1 protein-coding gene is annotated in these 919 nt (G+C 56.3%); it reads right to left on the bottom strand.

Annotated features, from left to right (window positions below):
- Positions 1 to 104 precede the first annotated feature (104 nt).
- Positions 105 to 919, bottom strand: an 815-nt coding sequence (locus EOJ37_RS14285; protein ID WP_155522518.1) for a DUF4123 domain-containing protein, incomplete at its 5' end; no start/stop codon positions are given.

Genomic DNA, 919 nt, shown 5'->3' with positions numbered 1-919 from the left:
CGGTTGCCCCTGTTCATCCAACAGTTCAATCTCTACCCAGTGGCGTAATAAATCACAGGAATAGTGGGTCGGTGGGCGTTTGCGTGGTGTGTTTTCGTTCGTCGTCATGATAAAGACACTCCTTGTTTGGTTAAGCGGTTAATCAGTGCGCTGTGGGCGGCTAAAAATGCCTCATGGGTAAGGCTGGGTAAGGGGTACCCGACGCTGATTTGTTGCTGCAGCCAGTTCATGATCAGGGTGTGCAGTGCGTCATCCGGGGTATCGAGTGCGGCGGCAAGTGCGCCGTGCTCTTCCCACAGTTCGCAGGCAATCGCCACCGCCTGGTTTTCTAACGCACGCGGCGAGTGTTCCCAGGCTTGGATCAAATGTGGCCCCAACACAAAAGGGGGGGCACTGGGCGTACGTTGAGTACCCAGTGGTGAGTACCGGTGCACTGGCTGAGCGGTTTCACTCTCCGGCAAGGTGTACATCAGTTCATCAACCGGGTAAAGCAACCCGCCCCAGTCTTCTTGCGTGAAGGCCGGTAATAGCCGCGCGAGAATGCGCGTATCCATCCAGCGCAGTACCACTTTGCGCCCACGCAAGATCACCTGGTTATGTTGCTGCCAATGTGCGATTTGTGCCTGCCATGGTAGCTGGCTGCGGTACACCCAGCCCCAGCTTTCATCGCTGAAGGTGCGCTTTTGCAGCAGGGCAGCAACGGCAGGCAAGGCGGTGATTTTTACCTGCACCAGCCAGGGGCCTTGTAACACCAGGTGTTGCAGCGGGCTGTTTTGATACAGGCCAAAGGCCTGTTCTACCCAATCATGGTAATAGAGCTGGTGCAGCGGGTTAGGTTGCGCCAGGTTGTTGAGAATAAAGAACAGTGGCGATTGCTGTGGGCGGCATAGCCATGCTGACCACCCAGTGGTGTTGGATG

Origin of the sequence: Serratia microhaemolytica (genome assembly GCF_004011885.1) — a bacterium.
In the GTDB taxonomy this organism is placed as follows: domain Bacteria; phylum Pseudomonadota; class Gammaproteobacteria; order Enterobacterales; family Enterobacteriaceae; genus Serratia_G; species Serratia_G microhaemolytica.
This window is presented reverse-complemented; position numbering and strand designations above follow the sequence as displayed.